Source organism: Rathayibacter sp. AY1F4, from assembly GCF_002931775.1.
Taxonomy (GTDB): Bacteria; Actinomycetota; Actinomycetes; order Actinomycetales; family Microbacteriaceae; genus Rathayibacter.
Window position 1 is genome coordinate 98553 of record NZ_PSVE01000005.1, and the last position, 18709, is coordinate 117261.

An 18709-nucleotide genomic window follows, 5' to 3' on the forward strand; every position below is an offset into this window, starting at 1 on the left:
GCGGCGAGCGGATCGAGGGGCGCCGCCTGCGGCGAGCGGACCGAGGGCGCCGCCTGCGGCGAGCGAGCCGGGGGAATGCGAAGAGGGCCCGTGCTGACAGCGCGGGCCCTCTTGCGGTGGTGGGGGGGGTCAGACGTTCTTCGTCCAGTCGACGTCGGCGTCCTCGTCGGTGAGCTCGGCGTCGCCGGACTCGTCGAGGACGAGATTCGGGAGGGTCAGCGCCTCGGTGGGAGGAGCGATGACCGTCGCCTCGTCGCGGCGGTGACGCAGGATGTCGTTCACGTAGGCGGTGACCGCCTCCGCCAAGGGGACGTCGCGCGCCTGCTGCTGCGACATGAACCAGCGGTGCTCGAGCAGCTGGTGGAACATCTCGGCCGGCTCCAGTCGACCCTTGAGATCACGGGGAATCGAGCGGATGACCGGCTCGAACACCTGCGCCAGCCACTCGTGCGCCACCATCTCCTCGTCCAGGCCTTGCTTGTCGTAGGTCGCCGTGTACGAGTCGAGGTCGTTGAGCAGGCGCCGTGCCTGGTTCTCCTGCGCGTCCAGCCCGGTGAGACGGAGCAGCCGCCGCTGATGGTGGCCGGCGTCGACCACCTTCGGCTGGATCCGCACCGTGGACCCGGCCTCGTCGGTCTTGATCGCGAGCTCCTCGATGTCGAAGCCCAGCTCGTTCAGCCGGTTCACGCGGTCGTTGATCCGCCAGCGCTCCGAGGTCGCGAACGACTCGGCACCGGTCAGCTCCTTCCAGAGGCTGCGGTACGCCGCGACGATGCCGTCGGAGACCGTGATCGGGTCGAGGTCGTCGTCGACGCGACCGCCGGCCTCGAGGTCGAGTAGCTCGCCGGCGATGTTGACGCGGGCGATCTCCAGGTCGTTCTCGCGCTGGCCGTTCGAGAGGCCGCCCGAGTAGAGCTGCCCGGTCTCCGCATCGACCAGGTAGGCGGCGAAGGCGCCGGCATCGCGCCGGAAGAGAGTGTTCGAGAGCGAGACGTCGCCCCAGAAGAAGCCGATCACGTGCAGGCGGACCAGGAGGAGCGCCAGCGCGTCGACCAGACGGGTCGCCGTGTCCGGCCGCAGCGTCTGCGAGAAGAGCGCCCGGTAGGGGAGCGAGAACTTGAGGTGACGGGTGACCAGCACCGCGGGCAGGGCCTCGCCCTCGTCGTCGGTGCGGTTCGTGATCACGGCGCCCGGCACCACGCACGGCACGTCGAGTCGCTGCAGCGTCTTCAGCATCTCGTACTCGCGTCGCGACATCTCGGCGGTCGTCTCCTTGACGGCGACGACGTGACCGGAGAGGTGGGCGAAGCGGACCGTGTGCCGCGAGATGCCCTTCGGCAGGGCGGCGATGTACTCGTCGGGCCAGTCGTCGAGCCGCAGGTTCCACGGCAGGTCGAGCAGGGCCGGGTCGACGGTGGCCGAGGTGATGTTCAGGGAGCCGGACATGGTGCGCCGTTCGTGTCGCGTGTCGGACGGTGGGGGAGCCGCAGACGACGCTGCCGCCGCCCTGGAGGGGACGGCGGCAGCGTGCGGTGCAGGAGGAGGCTCAGGAGAGGCGCTCGCCCGACTCCGCGTCGAAGATGTGCACGCGGTGGTTCGCGGTCACGTACACGCGGTCGCCCGCGGTCGGGTGCACGCGGCCGTCGACGCGCGCGACGATGTCGGTGCGGCGGCCCTCGACCTCGGTGTGGCCGTAGAGGTAGCCGTCCGAGCCGAGCTCCTCGATGAGGTCGACCTCGATCGGCAGTCCGCCGGGCTGGGTCGAGACGGTGACGTCCTCGGGGCGCACGCCGAGCGTGACGACCTTCTGGCTCGTCTTCGCGAGCGCCTCGCGGGCGATCGGGAGGACGGTGTCGCCGAACTTGACGCCGCCGTCGGTGACGTCCGCGTGGAACAGGTTCATCGCGGGCGAGCCGATGAATCCGGCCACGAAGACGTTGTTCGGGTTCTCGTACAGGTCGCGGGGCGAGCCGACCTGCTGGAGGAGGCCGTCCTTGAGGACCGCGATGCGGTCGCCCATGGTGAGCGCCTCGGTCTGGTCGTGGGTGACGTAGACCGTGGTGATGCCCAGGCGGCGCTGCAGCGTGCCGATCTGGGTGCGGGTGGACACGCGGAGCTTGGCGTCGAGGTTCGACAGCGGCTCGTCCATGAGGAAGACCTGGGGCTTGCGGACGATGGCGCGGCCCATCGCGACGCGCTGGCGCTGGCCACCGGAGAGCGCCTTCGGCTTGCGGTTCAGGTAGGGCTCGAGGTCGAGCATCTTCGCGGCCTCGAGGACCCGCGCGGCGCGCTCGTCCTTGTTGACGCCGGCGATCTTGAGCGCGAAGCCCATGTTCTCGGCGACCGACATGTGCGGGTACAGCGCGTAGTTCTGGAAGACCATCGCGATGTCGCGGTCCTTCGGCGGAACGTCCGTGACGTTGCGGTCGCCGATGAGGATGCGGCCCTCGTTGACCTCTTCGAGGCCGGCGAGCATGCGCAGGGAGGTGGACTTGCCGCAGCCGGAGGGGCCGACGAGGACGAGGAACTCGCCGTCGCCCACCTCGAGGTTGAGCTTGTCGACGGAGGCGCGAGTGGCCCCGGGGTAGACGCGGGACGCGTGGTCGAAAGTTACGGACGCCATTGTTCTTGCTCCTTCACCGGCAGGTACGTGCCGGACGATCCGAGTGAATGGAAGTGATGGTCATCACCGCGTGGGCGACTCCGACCAACCGTCACAGTATGCCACGGGACCGACAGTCGTCGGTCGGGCACCGCGTATCCGTCGTTTGGAGGTTTCCCAGGGCTCGCGCGTAGGATTCCGGCGAGTCGCGCCCGGCGACCCCCTACTTCCCCCTCTCTCATTCGGAGCGTTCTTGTCATGACCACCGGCGGAGCCAACGACCGTCTCTCGAAGAACCAGCGACGAGAGGCCGCCCGAGAGAAGGCGCGCCGCCTGCGCGAGCAGCAGAAGCGCCGCGACCGCGTGAGCCGCTTCGCCCTGCAGGGCGGGCTCGCCGCCGTCGTGATCGCGGTCGTCGTGATCGTGGTCTTCGCCGTCACCTCGAGCATCCGCCCCGCGGGTCCGGGCCCGGCGAACATGGCGAGCGACGGTGTCGTCATCGGCGAGAACATGGTCGCGCAGACGAGCGGCGCCGTCGCCGCCGACGGGACGCCCACCCCCAGCGCGCTCGACACCTCTGCCGGCACGGTCGACATCCGGGTCTACCTCGACTACCTCTGCCCCTACTGCGGCCAGTTCGAGAAGACCAACGGCGACCAGATCAAGGAGTGGGTGACCAGCGGTGCCGCGACGGTCGAGATCCACCCGATCGCCATCCTCACGACCCGCTCCAACGGAACCAAGTACTCGGAGCGCTCGGCCAACGCCGCCGCGTGCGTCGCGGACCGCTCGCCCGACTCCTTCTTCGACTTCAACTCCCTGCTGTTCGCCAACCAGCCGGCGGAGGGGACCGACGGACTCTCGGACGACCAGTTGAAGGACTACGCCTCGCAGGCCGGCGTCGAGGACACGGCGGCCGTGAACACCTGCATCGACGACCAGAGCTTCGTGAGCTGGGTCCGCGCCGCGACCGAGCGCGCCACCTCGGGTCCGCTGCCCGGCACGGACGTGCCCGCTGTCACGGGCACCCCGACCGTCCTGGTCAACGGCGAGGCGTACTCGGGCTCGCTGACCGACCCGGACGCCTTCAGCTCCTTCGTGCTCTCGGCCGCCGCCGACTCCTACTCGTCGGCGACTCCCGCGCCCACCTCTTCCGAGACCCCGGCGCCGAGTGACACGTCCGCCTCGACCGAGGCCCCCGCGTCGACCGAGACCCCGGCTCCCGGCGACGCCCCGGTCTCCACCGAGGCTCCGGCCTCCTCCGAGCCGACTCCGGCCGCCGCGGGCTGAGCCCCGGACGCGCACGAGCCCCGCGCATACAGAAGGCCCCGACCGCACATAGTGGTCGGGGCCTTCTTCTCTCCTGAGCCGACGACGGGACTTGAACCCGTAACCGCCCGATTACAAGTCGGGTGCGCTACCAATTGCGCCACGTCGGCAGGTGCGCTCGCGCGCCCGGCCACCCTATCGCGGGCCCCGGATCCGCCCGGATCGGGGCCCGCCGCGTCTCACGGTTCGAGGATGCTGAGGTGCCGCTCGGCGGGAGCGGGACGCTTGGGGCCGCCGATCTTCCCGTCGGGACGGCCGACGTAGAGCCAGCCGAGCAGCTCCTCGCCCTTCTCGAGGCGATGCGCCTTCCGCACGGCCTTGTCGCGCGTGTAGGAGCCGGTGCGCCAGAAGACGCCCCAGCCCGCCTCGTCGAGCAGCAGGCTCAGGAGGTGGGCGACGCCCGAGGCGACGGCCTCCTGCTCCCAGGCCGGCACCTTCGACTTCTTGACGCTGACCACGACGGCCAGCAGCAGGGAGGCGCGGTGCGTCTTCTCGATGTACTTCCGCGGGTCCTTCTTCGCCCCCGAGGCGACGGCGAAGCTGCGGCCGACCCGGTCGCGGGCGGCGCCGCGGATCTCGATGACCCGCCACGGGCGCAGCGAGCTGTGATCGGCGAGACGCGACGCCGCCGAGACGAACGCCGCGATCTCGTCGTGCCCCGGAGCCTCCGGCGTCACCTTCGAGCGCGATCGGCGCGCGAGGACGGCCTCGAGCACGGGGGAGGAGGACACGGTCACTCGCCCTCGGCCTGGAAGTTCAGGGCGATCGAGTTCATGCAGTAGCGGTCGCCGGTGGGCGTGCCGAAGCCGTCGGGGAAGACGTGTCCCAGGTGGGATCCGCAGTTCGCGCAGCGGACCTCGGTGCGGACCATGCCGAGGGTGCTGTCCTCGATCAGCTGGACCGCGTCCGGGTTCACGGACTCGTAGAAGCTCGGCCAGCCGCAGCCGGAGTCGAACTTGGTGCCGCTCTTGAAGAGCTCGGCGCTGCAGGCGGCACAGGTGTAGAGGCCGGAGCGGTGCTCGTCGAGCAGCTCGCCGGTCCACGGGCGCTCGGTGGCCGCTTCGCGCAGGACCGCGTACTGGTCGCGGTCGAGCTCCTCGCGCCACTCGGCGTCGGACTTGTTCACGGAATACGACGACATGGGTCTCCCTCGGAATCCTCGTCAGTGTACGGGGGCGGTCGCGCCCCTCCACCTGGTCCAACCCCCGGGGCGACGGCTCCATTCCGCCTCCGCGGGTTGTGGAGGAGACTCCCCGCCTCCATGCCGCGACACGGTCACGAGGTGTTCGGAGCGCCTCCCCGGCGGCGGCCGTGGGCCTGCCTACCCTGGAGGGATGAGCAGGACGACGGACCCGAGACCGGGCACCGGTCTGTCCGAGCGCGAGCTGCGGGTGCTCGCCTTCGAGCGCGAGTGGACGGCCCGCTCCGGGGACAAGGACGACGCGATCCGCTCCCAGTTCGGACTGTCGGCCGCCCGCTACTATCAGGTGCTCAGCGCGGTGCTCGCCTCTCCGGCCGCCCTCGCGCACGACCCGATGCTCGTCACGCGGCTGCAGCGCATCCGCGACCAGCGCGCCGGCGCCCGCGCCTCGCGACGCCTCGGGCGCCTCGAGTAGACGAGCTGCTCGAGTCCACCAACGGAAGGCCGGCCGTACCCCCGATGTCGAACACGCACCCGAGAGACCGCTTCGACGAGGTCCCGGCGACGGAGGCGCGCGTCGGCGCCCACCGCCGGCCGCCGGCCCCTCACGCCCGCGCGGTCGCCCTCGCCTGGGCCGCGCTCGCCACCGGAGTCATCGTCCTGCTCGGCTTCATCGGGCTGCTGGTCATCGACGACCGGGTGCAGTTCACGGACGTCTTCACTCCGCCGACCGCGACCGCGGAGGCGACCCCGACCGCCGCCGCGACGCTCGATCCCGAGCTCGCCGTCGCCGTCCTCAACGGCACCGCCACCGTCGGACTCGCCGCCAGCGCCGGCGACGCCCTGACGACGGCCGGATGGAGCGTCCCGACCGTCGCGAACGCGAACACCGAGGACATCGCCGCCACGACCGTCTACTACACCGACCCGGCGCTCGAGGGAGCGGCGCTCGGTCTCGTCGACTCGCTCGGAACGGGGACCGTCCTGCTCTCGCAGGACTTCGTCGAGACGGGCTCCGTCGTCGTGGTCCTGGGGGCCGATTACGCCTCCGAGCAGGGCTGATCGGGGCCCTCTGTTACGGGCACGTTTCCTCCGTGTTGAATCCCGGGCAACTCTTCCCCGCGAGGCCCTTTCCAGCCCCTCCCGGGGCCGATAGCCGGATTAGTATTCCTGACCAGGCACCAGCACATCGCTCGTGCCGCGGGCATCACAGCACTGGGGAGTACAGAGATGGCGAACGGAACCGTCAAGTGGTTCAACGCTGAGAAGGGCTACGGCTTCATCACGGTCGACGGCGGCGGACAGGACGTCTTCGTCCACTACTCCGCGATCGACATGTCGGGGTACAAGGTCCTCGAGGAGGGGCAGCAGGTCGCGTTCGAGGTCGGCACGGGGTCGAAGGGCCCCCAGGCCGAATCGGTCCGCCCGGCCTGACCGCCGAGCCTCCCGGGAGCCGTCGTCCGCCTCGTGCGGGCGGCGGCTCCTTCGTGTCGGAGCGCGTGCCGGTCGCTTGCACTCGTCCACCGCGAGTGCCAGAATCGACCTTGGCACTCGCTCCGGTCGAGTGCCAGCACAGACATTTCACGACGTCCGGGAGGGACGAGAAACACACATGGCCAAGATCATTGCTTTTGACGAAGAAGCCCGCCGCGGCCTCGAGCGTGGACTCAACACTCTGGCCGACGCGGTCAAGGTGACCCTCGGCCCGCGCGGCCGCAACGTCGTCCTCGAGAAGAAGTGGGGCGCTCCCACCATCACGAACGACGGCGTCTCCATCGCCAAGGAGATCGAGCTCGACGAGCCGTACGAGAAGATCGGCGCCGAGCTCGTCAAGGAGGTCGCCAAGAAGACCGACGACGTCGCCGGCGACGGAACCACCACCGCGACCGTCCTCGCTCAGGCGCTCGTCCGCGAGGGCCTGCGCAACGTCGCGGCCGGCGCCGACCCGATCAGCCTCAAGAAGGGCATCGAGAAGGCCGTCAAGGCCGTCACCGCCGAGCTCATCGCCGGCGCGAAGGCGATCGAGACCAAGGAGGAGATCGCGGCGACCGCCTCCATCTCCGCCGCGGACCCCGAGATCGGCGCGATCATCGCCGAGGCGATCGACAAGGTCGGCAAGGAGGGCGTCGTCACCGTCGAGGAGTCGAACACCTTCGGCACCGAGCTCGAGCTCACCGAGGGCATGCGCTTCGACAAGGGCTACCTGTCGCAGTACTTCGTGACCGACCCCGACCGCCAGGAGGCGGTGTTCGAGGACCCCTACATCCTCATCGTCAACTCCAAGGTCTCGAACATCAAGGACCTGCTCCCGGTCGTCGACAAGGTGATCCAGGCGGGCAAGCAGCTGCTGATCATCGCCGAGGACGTCGACGGCGAGGCGCTGGCGACCCTGGTCGTCAACAAGATCCGCGGCATCTTCAAGTCGGTCGCCGTCAAGGCCCCCGGCTTCGGCGACCGTCGCAAGGCGCAGCTCCAGGACATCGCGATCCTCACCGGCGGCCAGGTCATCTCCGAGGAGGTCGGCCTCAAGCTCGAGAACGTCACCCTCGACCTGCTCGGCTCGGCCCGCAAGGTCGTCATCACCAAGGACGAGACCACGATCGTCGAGGGTGCCGGCGACGCCGAGGCCATCGCCGGCCGCGTCGCGCAGATCCGCGGCGAGATCGAGAACACCGACAGCGACTACGACCGCGAGAAGCTCCAGGAGCGCCTCGCGAAGCTCGCCGGCGGCGTCGCGGTCATCAAGGCCGGAGCGGCGACCGAGGTCGAGCTCAAGGAGCGCAAGCACCGCATCGAGGACGCCGTCCGCAACGCGAAGGCCGCCGTCGAGGAGGGCATCGTCGCCGGTGGTGGCGTCGCCCTCATCCAGGCCGGCAAGCTCGCCTTCGAGAAGCTCGAGCTCGTCGGAGACGAGGCGACCGGCGCGAACATCGTCAAGGTCGCCATCGACGCCCCGCTCAAGCAGATCGCCCTCAACGCGGGCATGGAGCCCGGCGTCGTCGCTGCGAAGGTCCGCGAGCTGCCCGCCGGACACGGCCTCAACGCCGCGACCGGCGAGTACGTCGACCTCATCGCCGCGGGCATCATCGACCCGGTCAAGGTCACGCGCTCCGCTCTGCAGAACGCGGCGTCGATCGCCGGTCTCTTCCTCACCACGGAGGCCGTCGTCGCCGACAAGCCCGAGAAGAACCCGGTCGCCGCTGGCGGCGACCCCACCGGAGGCATGGACTTCTAGTCCGGCCCCCCACCACGCAGAAGGCGGTTCCCCTCCGGGGGAGCCGCCTTCGGCGTTTGCGGAGGCATCTGAGCGAGCAGCAGGCGACCGAACCGGCAGGTGGTCCTGGATCCGCTCCGCGACTGCGACGGCGGTCCTCCTGCGGTGGCACCGCCCTCCGCGCCGCCTCGGTCTCCTCAGCGGACACCGGCACCAGAAGCGCGTGGAAGGCGTCGGTGCGGGTCGCGACGTCCGGGTCAAGGCGGAGATGTCTTCGGCCGAACGGATGCGGACGGCGACTCCGCAGGATCCGGCGACGCGGCATCCGTCGAGCGTCGGGTCTCATCTCCAGCGGTCCGGGCGGGCTCGCTGCCCGGTGGTCCCCAAGAGGAGAGAGTAAGCCGTGCGCGCCGGGTGCGCGAGGTCACGGTCGCCCCGGGCGGATCGATCCGTGCCGCTCGCGGACATCGACGGGAGAGCTCGGACCGAAGGGGCCCCCGAGGTAAGACAGACCGCGGTGCGGATCAGACCGAGGCGGGGGAGGTCTCGCCGTTCTGGCCGACCGTGAGCAGCGGCAGCGCGACGCGGAAGGTCGCGCCTCCGCCCGGCGTCTCGACGACGTCCACGCGGCCCTTGTGCGCGGCGACGATCGAGGACACGATCGCCAGTCCGAGGCCGCTGCCGCCGGTCTCGCGGGTCCGCGACGTGTCCGCGCGCCAGAAGCGCTGGAAGATCTTCTCGCGGATCTGCGGCGGGATGCCCTCGCCGTGGTCGATGACCTCCAGCAGGGCGAGGCGGCGGGAGCGGTCGACGGCGACGCCGATCTCGATCGGAGTGTCCTCGGGCGTGTAGCGGACGGCGTTGCCGATCAGGTTCGTCAGGACCTGGCGGATCTTGTTCTCCTCCGCCATCACCATCGCGGGCACGCCCGGCTCCTCGGGGGCGGTGGCGGTGCCGGCGGCGATCTCCTCGGCGTTGACCCGGCGCGGACGCCGGCGGAATCGGGCGAGCCTCGCTCCTGCAGCGGCGATCGGGCCGGTGAGCCCGGGGTTCGTCAGCTCCATGGTCTGCGTGGCGGAGGCGCCGGCCTCGTCGGGCTCGAGCGCGGGCGTCTCCACGGGGGTGTCGTCGCGGGTCTCGACGCCGAAGTCGCGGTCGGGCCAGGAGGCCATCGCGTCCATCGCGGCGTCGCGGGCGAGCGGCATCAGATCGACGGGCGCGAGTGCGAGAGGCTTCGTCTCGTCGAGACGGGCGAGCTCGAGGAGGTCCTCGACCAGGCCGCCCATCCGGATCGCCTCCTTCTCGATCCGCTCCATCGCCTGGCCGACGGCCTCGGGCGTCTGCAGAGCGCCCATCCGGTACAGCTCGGCGTAGCCGCGGACGGAGACCAGCGGCGTGCGCAGCTCGTGGCTGGCGTCGCCGACGAAGCGGCGCATCTGGTCGATCGTGCGGGCGCGGTCGCGGAAGGCGGAGTCGATCCGCCCGAGCATCGCGTTCAGGGAGCGGTTGAGGCGCCCGACCTCGGTGTTGGGCGTCGTGCCGTCCAGACGCTGGCTGAAGTCGCCGTCCGCGATGGCGGCAGCGGTCTGCTCGACCTCGCGCAGCGGGGCGAAGGTGGTGGTGACCAGCAGGCGGGTGAGGAGTGCGCCGATCACGACGATCGCGACTCCGAAGCCCAGGAAGATCGTGAGGTACGTCGTCATGATGACGTCGACGCTGCGGGTCGACACCGCGAGCAGGAGCGTCTGGTACTCGGTGCCCCTCGTGAACACCGTCGACATGACGTGGTACTCGACCTTGCCGTTGGAGCTCCAGATCTCCATCGGCTTGTCGCCGCCCTGCAGCGCCTGCTCGAGGGTGAAGGTCTGCGGGAAGGCGGGGTCGGCCGCGCCGGACGCGTTCGTGTTGTCGAGCGTGCCGTACTGGTCGTAGACGGCGCCGAAATCGGCCTTGGACTCGTCGATCGCGGCGAGGTCGTTGACGGAGAGGTCGCTCGCCGTCCGCTGGACCTGGTCGGCCAGCTGCGCGTCGAGCTGGGCGACGAGCTGCGGCTTCAGCATCGTCATCGTCCCGATCCCGGAGACGAGGAGTCCCAGCGTGAGCAGGAGGACCGTGACCGCGGTGATCTTCGTGCGCAACGAGATGGAGTTCCACCGCTCGGCCAGACCCTGGTGCATGGCGGTGGAACTCCCTCGGGATCGGCGGGCGCCGCGCCTCCGGCGGGAGGTGGCGCCGAGGTGGCGGAGGCTAGGCCTTCGCGACCTTCAGCATGTATCCGAATCCTCGCTTGGTCTGGATGAGCGATTCCTCCGAATGCGTGTCGAGCTTACGTCGCAGGTACGAGATGTAGGACTCGACGATGCCCGCATCGCCGTTGAAGTCGTACTCCCAGACGTGGTCGAGGATCTGCGCCTTGCTGAGCACCCGGTTCGGGTTGAGCATCAGGTAGCGGAGCAGCTTGAACTCGGTGGGGCTGAGCTCCACCGGCTCGTCGCCGACGAGGACCTCGTGCGTGTCCTGGTCCATCGTCAGCTCGCCGGCCCGGATGACCGCGTCCTCCTCGGCGTGCATGGTGCGGCGGAGGATCGCCTTGATGCGCGCGACGATCTCGTCGAGGCTGAACGGCTTCGTGACGTAGTCGTCACCGCCGACGGTGAGGCCCGTGATCTTGTCCTCGGTGTCGTCCTTCGCCGTGAGGAAGAGGATGGGGGAGGTGTACCCGGCCGAGCGGAGGCGCTTGGTCACACCGAATCCGTTCATGTCCGGGAGCATCACGTCGAGGATGATCAGGTCCGGCTCCTCCTCGAGGACCGCCGAGATCGCCTGGGCCCCGTTGCCGACCGCACGCACGGCGAAGCCGGCGAAGCGGAGGCTCGTGGTGAGCAGGTCTCTGATGTTGGGCTCGTCGTCGACGATGAGAATGCGGGGTCCGTCCATGCAGGACAGTATCTGGCCGTCGGCTGTACGGAGTCTGGGAGTCGGTTGTCCGGGCGCTCGGTGCAGGCTCGGCGGCGGGGAACGCCGGATCGGAGGCGGTGCGGCAGGAGGAGAGCGCGTCCGATCAGGACTGCGCGCGGCGGCGCCGGACCCCCACGATGAGCATCGCGATCATCATGAGGAACGCGATGGGCAGGCCCACCAGCGGCACCGCGAAGACGAACTGCCAGAACGGGCCGGCGTACTCGCGGATCCCGAGCGCGGGGGCGACCAGGATCGCGAGGAACGCGAGGACCGTCACGACGATGATCGCGATGAACATGTAGGCGAGCGTGCGCTCCGCGCGTCCGACGCCCGCCGGCTCCTGTGGCTTCACCCGTCAAGGATAGGGCGGCCCCGGTCGACTAAACTGATGGCTGCTTCATTTCCAGGAGGGGTCTGCATGCCTACCGGCAAGGTCAAGTTCTACGACGAGGAGAAGGGCTTCGGCTTCATCAGCACTGATGACGGCCAGGAGGTCTTCCTGCACGCTTCCGCGCTGCCCTCCGGGACCGCGGTCAAGGCCGGCACCCGCCTCGAGTTCGGCATCGCCGACGGCAAGCGCGGGGCGCAGGCGCTCTCGGCGCGCGTCCTCGACGCCCCGCCGAGCCTGGTGAAGCTCAACCGGAAGTCCGCGGACGACATGTCCGTGATCGTGGAGGACACGGTCAAGCTGCTCGACGGGATCGGCGCCGGGCTCAAGCGCGGCCGCTACCCCGACAAGGCGCACGGGCGCACGATCGCGGCGCTCCTGCGCCGGGTTGCGGACGAGCTGGATGCCTGACGCCGACGGCACGACCGACGAGCAGGGCCCGGTCGAGGAGACCGTCGGCGCTCCGACCGCGGAAAACGCTTCCGTGGAGCAGTCCACGGGAGAGGGCGACCCCGGCGCCGAGACGGACACGACTCCCGCCGAGGAGGACTCCTCCGCCGAGGACGCGAGCGGAGCCGACGAGGAGATCGCGGCTGACGAGGCGGCTCCTGTCGACGAGGCTCCCTCCGGCGAGGGTGAGAGCGACGCCGCCCTCCCTGTACCCGGGGCTCCTGGCGAGGACTCCGCCTCTGCGGAGGAGACTCCTCGGGACGACGATGTCGCCGCTGAGGCGGGGGCTCCCGGCGCGGACACGGCTTCTGCTGCAGTGCCGACTCCTGCTGATGCGGGAACTGCTGACGATGCGGGAACACCTGAGGACTCGGCTCCTGCTCAGGACATGGCTCCTGCTGACGACTCGGCTCCTGCTGAGGATGCGGCTCCTGCTGAGGATGCGGCTCCTGCTGAGGATGCGGCTCCTGCTGAGGATGCGGCTCCTGCTGAGGATGCGGCTCCTGCTGAGGACGGGGCTCCTGCTGAGGATGCGACTTCTGCTGAGGATTCCGGCCCCGTCGCCGACGACCGATCCGAGGCCGACGACTACGCCTCCCCGGGGGAGGCGGACGAGGCCGCCGCGGACGAGGATCCCGAGCCCGTCTACGAGGCGGACGCCGTGCTCGCGGGGTCTCTCGATGTCGCTCGCGCCGCGCTCGCCGAGATCGCCCCCGAGGGGACGATCGGCGAGCTGGTCACGACTCTGGCGCAGGGCGAGCACGTCGTGTCGCTGCAGTTCGCGAACCTCATGCGCGGGTACCCGGGTTGGCTGTGGACGGCGACGCTCTCCCGGATCGACGAGAACGAGGACGTGAACGTCCTGGAGGTCGAGCTGCTGCCGGGGGAGGGCGCGGTCCTCGCTCCGGACTGGGTGCCGTGGTCCGTGCGTCTGGCCGACTACCAGACCGCGCAGGACGCGCTCGGCGAGGAGGTCGAGGACGCGGACGACGACGAGCTCGAGGACGCCGAGGAAGACGACCTCGACGACGAGTCGGACGACGACTCCGACGAGGACGAGGACGAGGGCGACTCGGACGACGACGACGACTCGGACGACGACGACTCGGACGACGATTCCGACGACGACGACCCGGACGACGAGGACTCGGACGACTCCGACGACGACCCGGACGACGACTCCGACGACGAGGACTCCGACGACGTCGAGCCCGAGCCCGCCCCCGCCCCGACGACCCGTCGCCGTCGACGTCGCCGCTGATCCGGTCCGGCGCCGCCCGATGAGCATCGACTCCGACACCCGCATCGCCTATCCCGGCGGCGCCGTGCGCTCCTCCGGGCGCGTGCAGCACGTGGGCCGGCTGGAGGACGGCCGCTGGGCGGTCGTCCTCGATGCGACCTCCGCTCACCCCGTCGACCCGACCTGGCCCGACCAGGGGCCCGACCGCGGCGCGCTGGCCGTGGCGGGGGAGCGGCATCCCCTCATCGACTGCCGCATCGGGGCGTGGCAGGGCGGCGAGCTGCACGTCGGCGAGCGGCTCCCGGCGCGGCTCGGCACTCCGGAGTGGAGCTTCGTCGTCGTCCACATCGTCGACGACGCCTCCTCACTCCACGTGGACGACGAGGTCGACGTCGAGGTCGACGCAGACCACCGGCACGAGCTCTCCCGCGGGCACACCGCCTGCCACCTCGCCTCCCTCGCCCTCAACGCCGCTCTGGCCTCGTTCTGGTCGAAGCCGGCGCGCACCGACGCCCTGGGCAACCCGGACTTCGACCAGGCGGCGATCCAGACCTCGCGGATCCGCGAGTCCGGCTCCACCGACGTCTACCGCCTCGGCAAGTCCCTCCGACGCAGCGGGATGGACACCGCCCGCCTGCTGGCGGAGATCCTCGAGGTGCAGGAGCGGGTGAACGCCCTCCTCGCCGAGTGGATCGCCTCGGACGCGGAGGTGCGCATCGAGCGCGACGACGACCTCCTCAGCACGCGGCGGACCTGGCGCTGCACCCTCCCCGCGGGGGACGCCGCGATCGCGTGCGGCGGCACCCACGTCGAGCGCCTCGGCGAGTTCACCGGCCTGCGCGTCCGTCTCGAGCCCGAGGCCGACGGCACCGGACTCCGGATGGAGACCGACGCGGTTTAGCGGCGGTCGCGGCTGTAGAACAGCCCGATCGTGCCGAGGACCAGTCCGATCACGACGGTCGACAGGACGACCGGCTCGATGACGGCTCCGACGGCCGTCGCCACGAGCACGGCCACGAGCGCGACCGCCCAGACGACGCACCCGACCAGCAGAGCCGTCGCGTCGTCGCTCGCGTAGGGCGGCGGCGCGGGCCGCCGCTCCTCCTCGCGCAGCCACAGCCGCATGGCGTGCCTCAGACCGCCAGGCGCTCGAGGACGTGGTCGATGCAGCCGAGCAGGGAGCGGACGTCGTCCGGCTCGATCGCGACGAACGTCGCCACGCGCAGCTGGTTGCGGCCGAGCTTGCGGTACGGCTCCGTGTCGACGATCCCGTTCGCGCGGAGGATCCTCGCGACGAGAGCGGCATCGACGGAGGCGTCGAAGTCGACGGTCGCGACGACCTGGGAGCGGTGCTCGGGCACCTCGACGAACGGGGTGGCGAGGCTCGAGGCCTCGGCCCAGTCGTAGATCGCGGAGGAGGACTCGGCCGTGCGCGCCGACGCCCAGGCCAGGCCGCCCGAGGCGTTCATCCACTCGAGCTGCGACTCCATCAGCAGGAGGGTCGAGAGCGCCGGAGTGTTCAGCGTCTGGTTCAGGCGCGAGTTGTCGACGGCGTTCTTGAGGCTGAGGAACTCGGGGATGTAGCGGCCGCTCGCCGCGATGCGCTCGATCCGCTCTATCGCGGCGGGGGAGAAGAGGCCGAACCAGAGTCCGCCGTCGGAGGCGAAGTTCTTCTGCGGGGCGAAGTAGTAGACGTCGGCCTCGGCGATGTCGACGTCGATGCCGCCCGCCGCGCTGGTGGCGTCGATGACGGTGAGCGCGCCCTCGTCGCCGCGGACCCGGCGGACCGGGGCCATCACTCCGGTGCTCGTCTCGTTGTGGGGCCACGCGTACACGTCGATCCCCTCGACGATCTCGACCTCGCTCCGGGACCCCGCGGGGGCGGAGACGACGTGGGCCGGCTCGAGGAACGGCGCGGAGGCGGCGGCCGCGAACTTCTGGCCGAACTCGCCGAACGTGAGGTTCTCGGCGCGGCGCTCGATGAGGGAGAAGGCCGCGGCGTCCCAGAAGGCGGTCGAGCCGCCGTTGCCCAGCAGGACCTCGTAGCCGTCGGGGATGCGGAACAGCGTGGCGAGGTGCTCGCGCACGCGCCCGACGAGGTCCTTGACGGGCGCCTGGCGGTGCGAGGTCCCGAGGAGGTGCGCGCCCTGCGTCGCGAGGTGGGCGAGCTGGTCGTGCCGCACCTTGGACGGGCCGCAGCCGAACCGTCCGTCGTGGGGGAGAAGCTCGCGAGGAATGGTGAGGTCCGGCATGCGTTAATACTAGGGTTCCCGGCCCGCACCCCTCCTCCGAGCGACGGAGGCCTGCGTCGCGCCGCAGCGCCGATGCTGCGTCGTGGCGACCACTAGGGTGGAGCGCGCCGAGACGGGAAGGCTGAGATGACGGATCTGATCGACACCACCGAGATGTACCTGCGCACCATCCTCGAGCTCGAGGAGGAGAACATCATCCCGCTGCGCGCGCGCATCTCGGAGCGGCTCAGCCACTCCGGGCCGACCGTGTCGCAGACCGTCGGTCGCATGGAGCGCGACGGCCTCGTCGTCGTCTCGGGCGACCGCCACCTCGAGCTCACCTCGGACGGCCGCCGCAAGGCGATCCACGTCATGCGCAAGCACCGCCTCGCCGAGCGGCTCCTCCACGACGTCATCAAGCTCGACTGGGAGTTCGTGCACGAGGAGGCCTGCCGCTGGGAGCACGTGATGAGCGAGCAGGTCGAGCGCCGTCTCCTCGAGATGCTCGACCACCCGACGGAGTCGCCCTACGGCAACCCGATCCCGGGCTTGGACGAGCTCGGCGACACCCCCGCCTCCCGCTTCGCCGACGGCGTCATCAGCCTGCCGCGATTCGTCGCCGGGTCGAGCGAGCCCCGCCGCGGCGTCGTCCGGCGCCTCGGCGAGCCGGCGCAGGTCGATCCGGAGCTCCTCCTCCAGCTCAAGCAGGCCGGGGTCGTCCCCGGTGCCGAGGGCGAGTTCTCGGCCCTCAACGGCTACGTGCTCGCGCGCATCGACGGAGCCGAGGCGGGCATCGAGCTGCCCAACGAGGTCGCGGCGCACATCTTCCTCGTCGTCTGACCCGCGTCTCCCTGGGAGCGGCCCGTACGGGCCCTCACCGCATCCGGTGACCGGAGGCGAACGGGAGAGCGGTCTCTTCCCGCCGAGAAGGTGACAAATCGGTAACGGTCGCTTACGCTCTGTGGAGCCCTGCGGCCGAGCCTCGGTCCCAGGGCGCGGGATCCGACGCCCCCACACCCGTCTCGGATCCTGTGCACACCGATGCTTCGTGCATGAGACGGGACAGCTGCCTGGGCTGAGGGGACGTCGGAGGATCTCCCCCTTGCCCCAGAACCCCCTCACCCCGAACGAGGACGCCGGCTCACCCGACCGGTTCCGCTCCAACCACCCCGACCGCTCCGGCGACGCGACCTTCGAGAACCGGCCCCCGGTCATCCGCGCCCGGATCCACGGGGACGCACCCGTCTCCCGTCGCGCCGTTCCCGCAGCTCCTGCCCGCCGCGCGGACATCACCGACTTCGTGCCGTCGCCGGCCGGGACCCCGCGCAAGCGCCGGGGCCGTGTCGTCGGCAAGGTCGCGATGGTCGGCTTCGCCGGCGCGCTGGTCGCGACGATGGCGCTCCCCGCCTACGCCTTCACTCCGGGCAGCCAGGACGACGGCCTGTTCGCGGCGTCGCGAGCCGACCTCCTCCGCCAGGGCTCCGCGCAGACCGTCGCCGTCGACGGCGGAGTGGTGCAGGCCGCGATCGCCCGCGACGGCTTCTCGGCCGAGGCGGCGCCCCCGCCGCCCGCACCGGAGCCCGAGCCCGTCGTGGTGGCCGAGCCCGTCGTCGACACGAGCGACGTCGCCGAGGCGCGCGCCGAGACCGCCGAGGAGTTCAACTCCTACTCCGGCGCCTCGGCCAGCGAGATCGCGGCCGCCGCCCCGACCACCAGCTACAGCCTCTCGGCGGTGTTCAACACGGCGATGCAGTACCAGGGCGTGCCCTACGTCTTCGGCGGAGCCGACCCGAGCGGCTTCGACTGCTCCGGCTTCGTGATGTACGTCTTCGCGCAGTACGGCATCTCGATGCCGCACTCGGCCGCGGGCCAGGGCGCCATGGGCACCCCCGTCTCGCTCGCCGACGCGCAGCCCGGCGACCTCGTCATCATGGACGGCCACGACGGCTTCTACGCCGGCAACGGCAACATCCTGCACGCGCCCTACGAGGGCGCGAGCGTCCGCGTGCAGCCGCTGTGGACCTCCGACTACCGGATCGTGCGCATCAACGGCTGATGCGGTCGATCCGCTCGAGAGCCCGTCCCCTCCTGGAGGGGGCGGGCTCTCGTCGTCCCGCCGTGTGAACGCCGCGTGACGAATCCGGACCGACCCCTGGTGTTCCGGGCGTGAAGGGTTAACCTGAACCCCAGTCCGCTCGCGTGGCGAGCGGATCGATTCGTCGAGGGACGGAGTGCCGGGATGGCCGAGCGGAGCGGGCGCCACAGCGTGGGGCTGCGCTCGCGCGTGCGGCCGGCCGATTCGATACGCGCGCGGGTCCTCACCGCGGCGGTGCACTCCTCCGACACGCGGATACGACTCCACGTCATCGCGCGGCGCTCCGCCGCGGCCTCGCAGGGCGCCGTCATCACGACGGCGCCCTTGCTCGTGGTCGCGGCGCCTTCGCGTGACGGCGTGCGACAGCACGGAGGTCACTGATGCGCACTCTGGTTCTCAACGCCGGCTACGAGCCGCTCGCGGTGGTGTCGTTCAAGCGGGCCCTGGTCCTGCTGATGACGGAGAAGGCGACCGTGATCGCCGCGGACGAGGGCAATCCGGTGCACAGCGCGCACGGCGACCACGTGCGGCCCTCGGTGATCGTGCTGACCCGGTACGTGCGCATCCCGAGCGGCCGCAGCGTGCCGGTGTCGCGCCGGGGCGTGCTCCGCCGGGACAACCACCGCTGCGGCTACTGCGGTCAGCACGCGGCGACGATCGACCACATCCAGCCCAAGTCACGCGGGGGCCGGGACACGTGGGAGAACCTCGTCGCCTGCTGCCAGCGCTGCAACAACGTCAAGAGCGACCGAACCCCGCACGAGATGGGATGGCGTCTGCGCACCGTCCCCCGGATGCCGCGCGCCGGCTCCTGGCTCGTGCGCGGCGCGGAGCGGACGCAGCCCGACTGGGACGACTACCTGGCTCCCGCCGCCTGACGGGCCGCGGTCGCGCCGCTGGCGGCGTTGTCGTCGGGCGCGATAGCCGGTATCGCTTCCTCCTCCGCCTTGCCAGCGCCTGACGGGCCGCGGTCGCGCCGCTGGCGGCGTTGTCGTCGGGCGCGATAGCCGGTATCGCTTCCTCCTCCGCCTTGCCAGCGCCTGACGGGCCGCGGTCCC

Annotated in this window: 20 protein-coding genes and 1 tRNA gene; 11 read left to right on the forward strand and 10 right to left on the reverse strand. The window is 70.7% G+C overall.

Going from position 1 to position 18709, the window contains the following annotated elements:
- Positions 1 to 129: 129 nt before the first annotated feature.
- On the reverse strand, positions 130 to 1446 hold the full coding sequence (locus tag C5C59_RS04280) for a DUF4032 domain-containing protein (RefSeq protein ID WP_104226481.1): 1317 nt from the start codon (positions 1444 to 1446) through the stop codon (positions 130 to 132).
- Between the two features lie 100 nt (positions 1447 to 1546).
- Positions 1547 to 2623 carry an ABC transporter ATP-binding protein gene (locus tag C5C59_RS04285; protein ID WP_104224593.1) on the reverse strand — a complete coding sequence of 359 codons (1077 nt, stop codon included), beginning with the start codon at positions 2621 to 2623 and terminating at the stop codon, positions 1547 to 1549.
- A 237-nt stretch (positions 2624 to 2860) separates the two neighbouring features.
- On the opposite strand from C5C59_RS04285, the gene C5C59_RS04290 reads away from it, so the two are divergent.
- Positions 2861 to 3892, forward strand: coding sequence for a thioredoxin domain-containing protein (locus C5C59_RS04290; protein ID WP_104239068.1), 1032 nt, complete (start codon positions 2861 to 2863; stop codon positions 3890 to 3892).
- Between the two features lie 76 nt (positions 3893 to 3968).
- Here C5C59_RS04290 and C5C59_RS04295 read toward each other — a convergent pair.
- From C5C59_RS04295 to msrB, 3 genes are all read right to left on the reverse strand, one after another.
- A tRNA-Thr gene (locus tag C5C59_RS04295) sits at positions 3969 to 4041 on the reverse strand.
- A gap of 69 nt (positions 4042 to 4110) precedes the next feature.
- The gene (locus tag C5C59_RS04300) at positions 4111 to 4668 is read right to left on the reverse strand and encodes a nitroreductase family protein (protein WP_104226480.1); all 558 of its coding nucleotides are present in this window, start codon (positions 4666 to 4668) and stop codon (positions 4111 to 4113) included.
- Positions 4665 to 5072 (reverse strand): peptide-methionine (R)-S-oxide reductase MsrB, encoded by a 408-nt coding sequence (msrB, locus tag C5C59_RS04305; protein ID WP_104224596.1) that lies wholly within the window; start codon positions 5070 to 5072, stop codon positions 4665 to 4667. The genes C5C59_RS04300 and msrB overlap by 4 nt, the downstream gene beginning before the upstream one ends.
- Before the next feature lie 193 nt (positions 5073 to 5265).
- Between msrB and C5C59_RS04310 the strand changes: the two genes are divergently transcribed.
- The 4 genes from C5C59_RS04310 (at position 5266) to groL (ending at position 8307) form a co-directional block, all read left to right on the forward strand.
- Positions 5266 to 5547, forward strand: coding sequence for a DUF3263 domain-containing protein (locus C5C59_RS04310; RefSeq protein ID WP_104224597.1), 282 nt, complete (start codon positions 5266 to 5268; stop codon positions 5545 to 5547).
- Between the two features lie 44 nt (positions 5548 to 5591).
- A complete protein-coding gene (locus C5C59_RS04315) occupies positions 5592 to 6134 on the forward strand; it encodes a LytR C-terminal domain-containing protein (protein WP_104239069.1) in 543 nt (180 codons plus the stop codon).
- Between the two features lie 168 nt (positions 6135 to 6302).
- Positions 6303 to 6506 carry a cold-shock protein gene (locus C5C59_RS04320; RefSeq protein WP_104224599.1) on the forward strand — a complete coding sequence of 68 codons (204 nt, stop codon included), beginning with the start codon at positions 6303 to 6305 and terminating at the stop codon, positions 6504 to 6506.
- A 178-nt stretch (positions 6507 to 6684) separates the two neighbouring features.
- The gene (groL, locus tag C5C59_RS04325) at positions 6685 to 8307 is read left to right on the forward strand and encodes a chaperonin GroEL (protein ID WP_104239070.1); all 1623 of its coding nucleotides are present in this window, start codon (positions 6685 to 6687) and stop codon (positions 8305 to 8307) included.
- Between the two features lie 503 nt (positions 8308 to 8810).
- Here groL and C5C59_RS04330 read toward each other — a convergent pair.
- The 3 genes from C5C59_RS04330 to C5C59_RS04340 form a co-directional block, all read right to left on the reverse strand.
- Complete coding sequence (locus C5C59_RS04330) at positions 8811 to 10463, reverse strand: HAMP domain-containing sensor histidine kinase (protein WP_104224601.1); 1653 nt, start codon at positions 10461 to 10463, stop codon at positions 8811 to 8813.
- 70 nt (positions 10464 to 10533) lie between these two features.
- Complete coding sequence (locus tag C5C59_RS04335) at positions 10534 to 11223, reverse strand: response regulator transcription factor (protein WP_055787731.1); 690 nt, start codon at positions 11221 to 11223, stop codon at positions 10534 to 10536.
- A 124-nt stretch (positions 11224 to 11347) separates the two neighbouring features.
- Entirely contained in the window at positions 11348 to 11599 is a 252-nt protein-coding gene (locus C5C59_RS04340; RefSeq protein WP_244229474.1) for a hypothetical protein, read from the reverse strand.
- A gap of 66 nt (positions 11600 to 11665) precedes the next feature.
- Between C5C59_RS04340 and C5C59_RS04345 the strand changes: the two genes are divergently transcribed.
- From C5C59_RS04345 to C5C59_RS04355, 3 genes are read left to right on the forward strand one after another with little or no spacing between them, the layout of a single operon-like run.
- On the forward strand, positions 11666 to 12046 hold the full coding sequence (locus tag C5C59_RS04345) for a cold-shock protein (RefSeq protein ID WP_104224602.1): 381 nt from the start codon (positions 11666 to 11668) through the stop codon (positions 12044 to 12046).
- Positions 12039 to 13346, forward strand: coding sequence for a DUF3027 domain-containing protein (locus C5C59_RS04350; RefSeq protein ID WP_258062571.1), 1308 nt, complete (start codon positions 12039 to 12041; stop codon positions 13344 to 13346). Before C5C59_RS04345 ends, C5C59_RS04350 begins: the two co-directional genes overlap by 8 nt.
- Before the next feature lie 19 nt (positions 13347 to 13365).
- Positions 13366 to 14226, forward strand: a complete 861-nt coding sequence (locus C5C59_RS04355; protein ID WP_104239073.1) for a metal-dependent hydrolase — start codon at positions 13366 to 13368, stop codon at positions 14224 to 14226.
- On the opposite strand, the gene C5C59_RS04360 is transcribed toward C5C59_RS04355, so the two are convergent.
- Positions 14223 to 14450, reverse strand: a complete 228-nt coding sequence (locus tag C5C59_RS04360) for a DUF2530 domain-containing protein (protein ID WP_104239074.1) — start codon at positions 14448 to 14450, stop codon at positions 14223 to 14225. The two genes, C5C59_RS04355 and C5C59_RS04360, sit on opposite strands and share 4 nt — an antisense overlap.
- Before the next feature lie 8 nt (positions 14451 to 14458).
- Positions 14459 to 15577, reverse strand: a complete 1119-nt coding sequence (gene serC, locus C5C59_RS04365; RefSeq protein ID WP_104226476.1) for a phosphoserine transaminase — start codon at positions 15575 to 15577, stop codon at positions 14459 to 14461.
- 126 nt (positions 15578 to 15703) lie between these two features.
- On the opposite strand from serC, the gene C5C59_RS04370 reads away from it, so the two are divergent.
- The 3 genes from C5C59_RS04370 to C5C59_RS04385 all read left to right on the forward strand — a co-directional run bounded on the left by C5C59_RS04370 (position 15704) and on the right by C5C59_RS04385 (position 18529).
- The gene (locus C5C59_RS04370; RefSeq protein WP_104224606.1) at positions 15704 to 16396 is read left to right on the forward strand and encodes a metal-dependent transcriptional regulator; all 693 of its coding nucleotides are present in this window, start codon (positions 15704 to 15706) and stop codon (positions 16394 to 16396) included.
- A gap of 262 nt (positions 16397 to 16658) precedes the next feature.
- Positions 16659 to 17612 carry a C40 family peptidase gene (locus C5C59_RS04375; protein ID WP_244229473.1) on the forward strand — a complete coding sequence of 318 codons (954 nt, stop codon included), beginning with the start codon at positions 16659 to 16661 and terminating at the stop codon, positions 17610 to 17612.
- A gap of 419 nt (positions 17613 to 18031) precedes the next feature.
- On the forward strand, positions 18032 to 18529 hold the full coding sequence (locus C5C59_RS04385) for an HNH endonuclease (protein ID WP_104224608.1): 498 nt from the start codon (positions 18032 to 18034) through the stop codon (positions 18527 to 18529).
- The last annotated feature ends 180 nt before the right edge of the window (positions 18530 to 18709 follow it).